Genomic DNA, 9,893 nt, shown 5'->3' on the forward strand with positions numbered 1-9,893 from the left:
GCCGCAGCAGGCGTGCCGTTACCCGGAGGATCTATGATCGTTCGTCCCGTCCGTAGCACCGATCTGTCGGCGCTGTTTGACCTGGCCCGCAGCACCGGTGCCGGGCTGACCACCTTGCCGGCCAACATGGAGCGTCTGGCGCATCGGGTCGGCTGGGCCGAGAAGACCTTCCGTGGCGAGGCCGAACGGGCCGATGCCGACTACCTGTTCGTGCTCGAGGACGACGACGGCAAGGTCGTCGGCATCTCCGCCGTGGCCGGTGCCGTGGGCCTGCGCGAGCCCTGGTACAACTACCGCCTGGGCCTGACCGTGAGCGCCTCGCAGGAGCTGAAGATCCACCGCGAGATCCCCACCCTGTTCCTGGCCAACGACCTCACCGGCAACTCCGAGCTGTGCTCGCTGTTCCTGCATGCCGATCATCGCAGCGGCCTCAACGGCCGCCTGCTGTCGAAGGCGCGCTTCCTGTTCATCGCCGAATTCCGCGAGCTGTTCGGCGACAAGGTGATCGCCGAGATGCGTGGCATGTCCGACGCCAATGGTCGCTCGCCGTTCTGGGAAAGCCTCGGCCGGCACTTCTTCAAGATGGAGTTCAGCCAGGCCGACTACCTCACCGGCGTCGGCAACAAGGCCTTCATCGCCGAGCTGATGCCCAAGTTCCCGCTCTATACCTGCTTCCTCTCCGAGGACGCGCGCAACACCATCGGCCGCGTCCATCCGAACACCGAGCCGGCGCTGGCCATGCTCAAGGGCGAAGGCTTTGCCTACCAGGGCTATGTCGACATCTTCGACGCCGGCCCGGCCATCGAGGCGCCCACCGACAAGATCCGCGCGGTGCAGAACAGCCAGACCCTGGTGCTGGCCGTCGGCACCCCGGGCGATGAGGCCACGCCTTACCTGATCCACAACCGCAAGCGCGAAGACTGCCGCATCACCGCTGCCCCGGCGCGTGTCGCCGCCGGCACCCTGGTGGTCGATGCCCTGACCGCCAAGCGCTTGCAACTCGCGGTCGGCGCCCAGGTGCGCGCCGTGCCCCTGTCGGCCAAGGAGACACAATAATAATGAGTACGCACTTCATCGCCGGCAGCTGGCAGCCCGGCCAGGGCGAGGCCTTCGCCTCCCTCAACCCGGTCAGCCAGGAAAGCATCTGGGCCGGCAATGGCGCCAGCGCCGCACAGGTCGAGGCCGCCGTGCAGGCCGCCCGCGCCGCCTTCCCGGCCTGGGCCCGGCGTCCGCTGGAAGAGCGCATCGCCGTGCTGGAGCAGTTCGCCGCCACCCTCAAGGCGCACAGTGACGAGCTGGCGCGCGCCATCGGCGAGGAAACTGGCAAGCCGCTGTGGGAATCGGCCACCGAAGTGACCAGCATGGTCAACAAGGTTGCCATCTCCGTGCAGAGCTACCGCGAGCGCACCGGCACCAAGAGCGGCCCGCTGGCCGACGCGACTGCCGTGCTGCGGCACAAGCCGCATGGCGTGGTGGCGGTGTTCGGCCCCTACAACTTCCCCGGTCACCTGCCCAACGGCCATATCGTGCCGGCGCTGCTGGCCGGCAACGCGGTGGTGTTCAAGCCCAGCGAGCTGACGCCGAAAGTCGCCGAGCTGACGGTCAAGTGCTGGATCGAAGCCGGCCTGCCGGCTGGGGTGCTCAACCTGGTGCAGGGCGCCCGCGAGACCGGCGTGGCCCTGGCCGCCAACCCGGGCATCGACGGCCTGTTCTTCACCGGCTCCAGTCGCACCGGCAACCTGCTGCACAGCCAGTTCGCCGGCCGCCCGGACAAAATCCTCGCCCTGGAAATGGGCGGCAACAACCCGCTGGTGGTGGATCAGGTCGCCGATCTGGATGCCGCCGTGTACACCATCATCCAGTCCGCCTTCATCTCCGCCGGCCAGCGCTGCACCTGTGCGCGGCGCCTGCTGGTGCCGGCGGGTGAGTGGGGCGATGCCCTGCTGGCACGGCTGGTGGCGGTCAGCTCGACGATCAAGGTCGGCGCCTTCGACGAGCAGCCGGCGCCCTTCATGGGCTCGGTGATTTCCCTGGCGGCAGCCGAGCACCTGCTCAAAGCCCAGCGCCAGCTGGTCGATCAGGGCGCCAGCGTACTGCTGGAGATGATCCAGCCGGTGGCGAGTGCGGCACTGCTGACCCCAGGGATCATCGACGTCACCGCGGTTGCCGAGCGCATCGACGAGGAGTTCTTCGGCCCGCTGCTGCAGGTAATCCGCTACGAAGGCTTCGACGCCGCCATCGCCGAGGCCAACAACACCCAGTTCGGCCTGGCCGCCGGCCTGCTGTCGGATTCGGCCGAACGCTACCAGCAGTTCCTCATCGAGAGCCGCGCCGGCATCGTCAACTGGAACAAGCAGCTGACCGGCGCCGCCAGCAGCGCGCCGTTCGGCGGCATCGGCGCCTCCGGCAACCACCGCGCCAGCGCCTACTACGCGGCCGACTACTGCGCCTACCCGGTCGCCTCGCTGGAAAGTGAAACCCTGAGCCTGCCCGCCACCCTGACCCCGGGAGTGAGTCTGTGATGTCCGCCTATGAAATGAACTTCGATGGCCTGGTCGGCCCGACCCACAACTACGGCGGCCTGTCCTACGGCAACGTGGCGTCGCAGAGCAACAGCCAGGCGGCGTCCAACCCGAAGGAGGCGGCGCTGCAGGGCCTGGGCAAGATGAAGGCGCTGATGGAGATGGGCTTCAAGCAGGGCGTATTCGCCCCGCAGGAGCGCCAGGACGTCGCCGCCCTGCGCAGTCTGGGTTTCGCCGGCAGCGATGCCCAGGTGATCGCCCAGGCGGCGAAAGAGGCGATGCCGCTGCTGGCCGCCGTCAGCTCGGCCTCCAGCATGTGGACCGCCAACTCCTGCACCGTCAGCCCCAGTGCCGATACTGCCGACGGCCGGGTGCACTTCACCGCAGCCAACCTCAACTGCAAGTTCCACCGCAGCATCGAGCACCCGACCACCAGTCGCGTGCTCGGCGCCATGTTCGCCAGCCAGCAGCACTTCGCTCACCACGCCGCGTTGCCGGCGGTGGGGCAGTTCGGTGATGAAGGCGCGGCCAACCACACGCGTTTCTGCAAGGGTTATGGCGATGCGGGTGTGGAGTTCTTCGTCTACGGCCGCAGCGCCTTCGACAGCCGCTACCCGGCACCGCAACGCTACCCGGCGCGGCAGACCCTGGAAGCCTCGCAGGCCATCGCCCGCCTGCATGGCCTGAGCGACGACGGCGTGGTCTATGCTCAACAGAACCCGGCGGTGATCGACCAGGGTGTGTTCCACAACGACGTGATCGCGGTGGGTAACGGCGAAGTGCTGTTCTACCACCAGGATGCCTTTCTCGACACCGAGCGGGTGCTGGCCGAACTGGCCGCCAAGCTCGCTCGTCGTGGCGGCAACTTCCAGGCGGTCTGCGTGCCGCGCGAAGCGGTGACGGTGGACGATGCGGTGCGCTCCTACCTGTTCAACAGCCAGCTGTTGACCCGCGAAGACGGCAACATGCTGCTGATCGTGCCGGAGGAGTGCCGCAACAACGCCAACGTGTGGAACTACCTGCAGCAGCTCACCGGCGGCAACGGCCCGATCCGCGAGGTCAAGGTGTTCGACCTCAAGCAGAGCATGCAGAACGGTGGTGGCCCGGCGTGCCTGCGCCTGCGCGTGGCGCTCAAGGACAACGAACTGGCGGCGGTCAATCCAGGCGTGATCATGACCCCGAGCCTGTACGAAACCCTGACCGTCTGGGTCGGTAAGCACTACCGCGACCGCCTGGCGGAAAGCGACCTGGCCGATCCGCAATTGCTCATCGAATGCCGCACGGCATTGGATGAACTGACGCAGATCCTTAAACTGGGCGCGGTTTACCCCTTCCAATTGGCTTAACGAGTACTTATTCCATGTCCGACGCCCTGCAACTGATCCTCGAAGACACCGACGGCACCCAGCTGGAAACCACCTGCACGCGCTTTGCCGTGATCTGGCAGGGCAAGGAAGTGTGGATCCAGCAGGCCGGCAACGGCCAGCTGCTGATCGGCGTGGACGTGGAGGAGGGCGACAGCGAGTACGCCAACCTGCTGCTGCGCCCGTTGGCCACCAACCTGGTCAGCCTGCAGCTGGAAATGGAGCCGGCCGAGGTCGGCGACGAAGACGACGACCATGTACATGGTCCGGACTGCAACCACTAAGGACGCCGCCTGTCATGCTCGCCCTCGGCAAACTGCTTGAACTGACCCTGGCCGGCCGCGAGCCGACCGAGAAGATTCAACTGACCCGCGAGGGCGTGCGCCTGCACTGGCTGGCCAATGGCGCGCTGGAAGTGACGCCGTCGGTGAGCGCCGACAGTGGCCTCGACCTGCTGCTGTCGGCCGGCATCCATGGCAATGAAACCGCGCCGATCGAGTTGCTCGACCGCCTGCTGCAAGGCATCGCCTCCGGCCAGCTGATTCCCCAGGCGCGGATTCTCTTCCTGTTCGGCAACCCGGAGGCCATGCGCCGCGGCGAGCGCTATATCGAGCAGGACATCAATCGCCTGTTCAGCGGGCGCCATGAGCAGAGCAGTGGGCCCGAAGCCTTGCGTGCCAACGAGCTGGAGCACCTGGCCGCGGCGTTCTTCAGCAAGCCCGGGCGTTCGCGCCTGCACTACGACCTGCACACCGCCATTCGTGCCTCGAAGATCGAGCAGTTCGCCCTCTATCCCTACGCCGAAGGCCGTGCCCATTCGCCCCGCGAACTGGCGCGCCTGCGCGCGGCGGGGATCGAGGCGGTGCTGCTGCAGAAGAAGGTCGGCATCACCTTCAGCTCCTACACCTATGCCCATCTGCAGGCCGAGGCCTTCACCCTGGAACTGGGCAAGGCGCGGCCGTTCGGGCAGAACCAGCAGGTCAACCTCGATCCGCTGGAGCGGCGCCTGCGCCTGATTATCGAGAACGCCGAGCCGGCCGATAGTGCGCTCGATGGCCTGCAGTTGTTCAGCGTGGCGCGCGAGGTGATCAAGCACAGCGATGCGTTCCGCCTGCACTTGCCCAGCGACGTGGAGAACTTCAGCGAGCTGCCGGTCGGCTACCTGCTGGCCGAAGACATCGCCGGCACCCGCTGGCTGGTGGAAGAGGCGGGGGCGCGGATCATCTTCCCCAATCCCAAGGTGAAAAACGGCCTGCGCGCCGGGATTCTGATCGTTCCGGCCGCGATCTGACCGCGTGCCCTGCCTTGTCGGCGCGCCTCTAGCGGTGCAATAGACGCTTTCTATCCATTTTCCCTGCAAACAGGCTGTGCCTGCCGCGCAGGGCCGATATAATGCGGCCCTTTGCCGGCTTGCCGTGGCCGTCGTTTGCCTGGAAGAAATACATGAAAAGCGCAGAAATCCGTGAAGCCTTCCTCCGCTTCTTCGAAGAGAAGGGGCACACCCGTGTGGCATCCAGCTCGCTGATCCCGGCGAACGATCCGACCCTGCTGTTCACCAACGCGGGGATGAACCAGTTCAAGGACTGCTTCCTCGGCCTGGAAAAACGCGCCTATACCCGCGCCACCACCAGTCAGAAGTGCGTGCGTGCCGGCGGCAAGCACAACGACCTGGAAAACGTCGGCTACACCGCGCGCCATCACACCTTCTTCGAGATGCTGGGCAACTTCAGCTTCGGCGACTATTTCAAGCGTGACGCCATCACCTATGCCTGGGAGTTCCTGACTTCCGACAAGTGGCTGAACCTGCCGAAGGAGAAGCTCTGGGTCACCGTCTACGCCACCGACGACGAGGCCTACGACATCTGGCACAAGGAAGTCGGCATCCCGGCCGAGCGCATGATCCGCATCGGCGACAACAAGGGCGCGCCGTACGCCTCCGACAACTTCTGGGCGATGGGCGACACCGGTCCGTGCGGCCCGTGCACCGAGATCTTCTTCGACCACGGCGAGCACATCTGGGGCGGCCCGCCCGGTTCTCCGGAAGAAGACGGTGACCGCTACATCGAGATCTGGAACAACGTGTTCATGCAGTTCAACCGCACCGCGGACGGCGTGCTGCACCCGCTGCCGGCGCCGAGCGTGGACACCGGCATGGGCCTGGAGCGCATCAGCGCCGTGCTGCAGCACGTCAACTCGAACTACGAGATCGACCTGTTCCAGAGCCTGCTGAACGCCGCGGCCAAGGCCATCGGTTGCGCCAACCAGGCCCAGGCTTCGCTGAAAGTGGTGGCCGACCACATCCGTTCCTGCGGCTTCCTGATCGCCGACGGCGTGACCCCGTCCAACGAGGGTCGCGGCTACGTGCTGCGCCGCATCATCCGTCGCGCCTGCCGCCACGGTAACAAGCTGGGCGCCAAGGGCAGCTTCTTCTACCAGATCGTCGGCGCGCTGGTCGGTGAGATGGGCGAAGCCTTCCCCGAGCTGAAACAGCAGCAGGCGCACATCGAGCGCGTGCTGAAGACCGAGGAAGAGCAGTTTGCCAAGACCCTGGAACAGGGCCTGAAGATTCTCGAGCAGGACCTGGCCGAGCTGAAGGGCAGCGTCATCCCGGGTGAAGTGATCTTCAAGCTGTACGACACCTACGGCTTCCCCATGGACCTCACCGGCGACATCGCCCGCGAGCGCGAGCTGACCCTCGACGAGCAAGGCTTCGAGCGCGAGATGGACGCCCAGCGCGAGCGCGCCCGCTCCGCTAGCGCCTTCGGCCTGGACTACAACAGCCTGGTCAAGGTCGACGTGGACACCGTCTTTACCGGTTACGCGGGCACCCAGGGTGCCGGCAAGGTCGTCGCCCTGTTCAAGGCCGGTGCCGCCGTCGACAGCCTGGGCGAAGGCGAGGAGGGCGTGATCGTCCTCGACCAGACCCCGTTCTATGCCGAATCTGGCGGCCAGGTCGGTGACACCGGTTACCTCACCGCCGCAGGCGTGCGCGTCGATGTGCGCGATACCACCAAGGCCGGTGGTGCCTTCCTGCACCACGTTATCGTGGCCCAAGGTGCGATCAAGCTTGGCGCCGAGCTGCAGGCCGCGGTCGACGCCTCGGTGCGCCAGGCTACCGCGCTGAACCACTCCGCGACCCACCTGCTGCATGCCGCGCTGCGCCACATCCTCGGCGAGCACGTGCAGCAGAAGGGCTCGCTGGTCGACAGCCAGCGCCTGCGCTTCGACTTCAGCCACTTCGAGGCGATCAAGCCCGAGCAGCTGAAGGCCCTGGAAGAGCTGGTCAACGCCGAGATTCGCAAGAACTCGGCCGTCGAGACCGAGGAAACCGACATCGAAACCGCCAAGCAGAAAGGCGCCATGGCGCTGTTCGGCGAGAAATACGGCGACGAAGTGCGCGTGCTGAGCATGGGTGGCGGCTTCTCCGTCGAGCTGTGCGGTGGCACCCACGTGTCGCGCACCGGCGACATCGGCCTGTTCAAGATCACCAGCGAAGGCGGTGTGGCCGCCGGCGTGCGGCGCATCGAAGGCGTCACCGGCGCCGCGGCGCTGGCCTGGCTGAACGGGGCGGAAGAGCAGCTGAAAGAAGCGGCGAGCCTGGTCAAGGGCAGTCGCGACAACGTGCTGGACAAGCTGGCCGGCCTGCTCGAGCGCAACCGTCAGCTGGAAAAGGAGCTGGAGCAGCTCAAGGCCAAGGCCGCCAGCGCGGCGGGCAACGATCTGGCCGGCTCGGCCATTGAGGTCAACGGCATCAAGGTGCTGGCCGCGCGTCTCGACGGCCTGGATGGCAAGGCCCTGCTGGCGATGGTCGATCAATTGAAGAACAAGCTGGGCAGTGCGGTGATCCTGCTCGGCGGCGTGCAGGACGACAAGGTCGTGCTGGTCGCCGGGGTGACCCAGGACCTGACCGCCAAGCTCAAGGCCGGCGATCTGATGCGTCAGGCCGCCGCCGTTGTCGGCGGCAAGGGTGGTGGTCGGCCGGACATGGCCCAGGGCGGCGGCGTGGACGCCGGCAAGCTGGATGAAGCCTTGGCCCTGGCTGCCGCTTTCGCCGGCTAAGCTCGATAAATCCGCGATACCCAAGGCTGGCAGCGCGTCCGGCAAGCCTTGGCAGTGTGGCCCGATGCGGGTCTAATGGGCGCCCTTGAGGAATCAGGCGGCTTTTTGACATGGCTTTGATCGTACAGAAATTTGGGGGCACCTCCGTCGGCACCGTCGAGCGTATTCAGCAGGTGGCCGACAAGGTGAAGAAGTTCCGCGAAGCCGGTGATGACATCGTCGTCGTGGTGTCCGCCATGAGTGGCGAAACCAACCGCCTGATCGAACTGGCCAAGCAGGTCAGTGATGGTCAGCCGGTGCCGCGCGAGCTGGACGTGATGGTCTCCACCGGCGAGCAGGTGACCATTGCCCTGCTGGCCATGGCGCTGATCCAGCGCGGCGTGCCAGCGGTGTCCTATACCGGCAACCAGGTGCGCATCCTCACCGACAGCGCGCACACCAAGGCGCGCATCCTGCAGATCGACGACCAGCGTATTCGTGCCGATCTCAAGGCCGGTCGTGTGGTCGTGGTCGCCGGTTTCCAGGGCGTGGACGAGCAGGGCAACATCACTACCCTCGGTCGTGGCGGTTCCGACACCACCGGCGTGGCCCTGGCGGCGGCGCTGAAGGCCGACGAATGCCAGATCTACACCGATGTAGACGGCGTCTACACCACCGATCCGCGCGTGGTGCCCAAGGCTCGTCGCCTGGAGAAGATCACCTTCGAGGAGATGCTGGAAATGGCCAGCCTCGGCTCCAAGGTGCTGCAGATCCGCTCGGTGGAGTTCGCCGGCAAGTACAACGTCCCGCTGCGCGTGTTGCACAGCTTTCAGGAGGGTCCGGGCACCCTCATTACCCTTGATGAAGAGGAATCCATGGAACAGCCGATCATCTCCGGCATCGCTTTCAACCGCGACGAAGCCAAGCTGACCATCCGTGGCGTGCCGGATATCCCGGGCGTGGCCTTCAAGATTCTCGGCCCGATCAGTGCCGCCAATATCGAAGTGGACATGATCGTGCAGAACGTGGCGCACGATAACACCACCGATTTCACCTTCACCGTGCACCGCAACGACTACCAGAACGCCTACAGCGTGCTGGAGAGCACCGCGCGCGAGCTGGGGGCCCGCGAGGTCAGTGGCGACACCAATATCGCCAAGGTCTCCATCGTCGGGGTCGGCATGCGTTCCCATGCCGGCGTCGCCAGTCGCATGTTCGAGGCGCTGGCCAAGGAAACCATCAATATCCAGATGATCTCCACCTCGGAAATCAAGGTTTCCGTGGTGATTGAGGAGAAATACCTGGAGCTGGCCGTGCGCGCATTGCACACTGCCTTCGAGCTGGACGCTCCGGCCCGACAGGGTGAGTGAAGCGTTGTCCGAAAGGCGCGGCTAGTCCGCGCCTTTTGCTTTTTTTGACCGGTGTGACGGGGGCTTTCCTTTTGTCGATGCTGGTCAATACTTGGGTGAAGGTTCCGGCTTGATATGCGCGGGGCTGCCACCATTTTATTTCTGCAGATTGTTGTCCTGAACTAAGTCCGTAAGGAGAAAGGAATGCTGATTCTGACTCGCCGGGTTGGAGAGACCCTGATGGTCGGTGATGAAGTGACCGTCACTGTGTTAGGCGTGAAAGGTAACCAGGTGCGCATCGGCGTTAACGCTCCGAAGGAAGTGGCCGTGCACCGGGAAGAAATCTACCAGCGCATCCAGAAAGAGAAAGGCGACGAACCAAGCCACTAATTTTTCTCGAAATTTTGGCTTTGCAAACGGGGAAAACATGGTTATCATGCGCCCCGTGTTGCGGAGAGGTGGCCGAGTGGCCGAAGGCGCTCCCCTGCTAAGGGAGTACACCTCAAAAGGGTGTCGGGGGTTCGAATCCCCCCTTCTCCGCCATTATTTAGTGCTGTAGGCGTTAGTCTTGGATGTCTGCAGTGCAAGCGTTACATGCACTCATAGCTCAGCTGGATAGA

The 9,893-nt window shown here is 65.0% G+C and carries 8 protein-coding genes and 2 tRNA genes (1 of these 10 running past the window's edge); all 10 read left to right on the forward strand.

Annotation, left to right across the window (positions count from 1 at the left end):
• Positions 1-33: 33 nt before the first annotated feature.
• Positions 34-1,056 carry an arginine N-succinyltransferase gene (gene astA, locus F3I16_RS08305; RefSeq protein WP_160493242.1) on the forward strand — a complete coding sequence of 341 codons (1,023 nt, stop codon included), beginning with the start codon at positions 34-36 and terminating at the stop codon, positions 1,054-1,056.
• Positions 1,056-2,522 carry a succinylglutamate-semialdehyde dehydrogenase gene (astD, locus tag F3I16_RS08310; RefSeq protein WP_178116659.1) on the forward strand — a complete coding sequence of 489 codons (1,467 nt, stop codon included), beginning with the start codon at positions 1,056-1,058 and terminating at the stop codon, positions 2,520-2,522. The genes astA and astD overlap by 1 nt, the downstream gene beginning before the upstream one ends.
• Complete coding sequence (gene astB / locus F3I16_RS08315) at positions 2,522-3,868, forward strand: N-succinylarginine dihydrolase (protein WP_160493244.1); 1,347 nt, start codon at positions 2,522-2,524, stop codon at positions 3,866-3,868. Before astD ends, astB begins: the two co-directional genes overlap by 1 nt.
• Positions 3,869-3,882: 14 nt before the next feature.
• Positions 3,883-4,170: a topoisomerase II gene (locus tag F3I16_RS08320; protein WP_160079467.1), complete on the forward strand. Its 288-nt coding sequence runs from the start codon at positions 3,883-3,885 to the stop codon at positions 4,168-4,170.
• 14 nt (positions 4,171-4,184) lie between these two features.
• Positions 4,185-5,177 carry a succinylglutamate desuccinylase gene (gene astE / locus F3I16_RS08325; RefSeq protein WP_160493245.1) on the forward strand — a complete coding sequence of 331 codons (993 nt, stop codon included), beginning with the start codon at positions 4,185-4,187 and terminating at the stop codon, positions 5,175-5,177.
• Positions 5,178-5,329: 152 nt separating this feature from the next.
• Positions 5,330-7,945 carry an alanine--tRNA ligase gene (alaS, locus tag F3I16_RS08330; protein WP_160493246.1) on the forward strand — a complete coding sequence of 872 codons (2,616 nt, stop codon included), beginning with the start codon at positions 5,330-5,332 and terminating at the stop codon, positions 7,943-7,945.
• Positions 7,946-8,055: 110 nt separating this feature from the next.
• A complete protein-coding gene (locus F3I16_RS08335) occupies positions 8,056-9,294 on the forward strand; it encodes an aspartate kinase (RefSeq protein WP_160493247.1) in 1,239 nt (412 codons plus the stop codon).
• A 183-nt stretch (positions 9,295-9,477) separates the two neighbouring features.
• Entirely contained in the window at positions 9,478-9,663 is a 186-nt protein-coding gene (gene csrA / locus F3I16_RS08340) for a carbon storage regulator CsrA (protein WP_069517029.1), read from the forward strand.
• Positions 9,664-9,725: 62 nt separating this feature from the next.
• Positions 9,726-9,816 (forward strand) — tRNA-Ser (locus F3I16_RS08345).
• 53 nt (positions 9,817-9,869) lie between these two features.
• Positions 9,870-9,893, forward strand: a tRNA-Arg gene (locus F3I16_RS21075) (it continues 153 nt past the right edge of the window).

It is taken from the genome of Pseudomonas sp. L-22-4S-12, from assembly GCF_009799935.1.
Taxonomy (GTDB): domain Bacteria; phylum Pseudomonadota; class Gammaproteobacteria; order Pseudomonadales; family Pseudomonadaceae; genus Aquipseudomonas.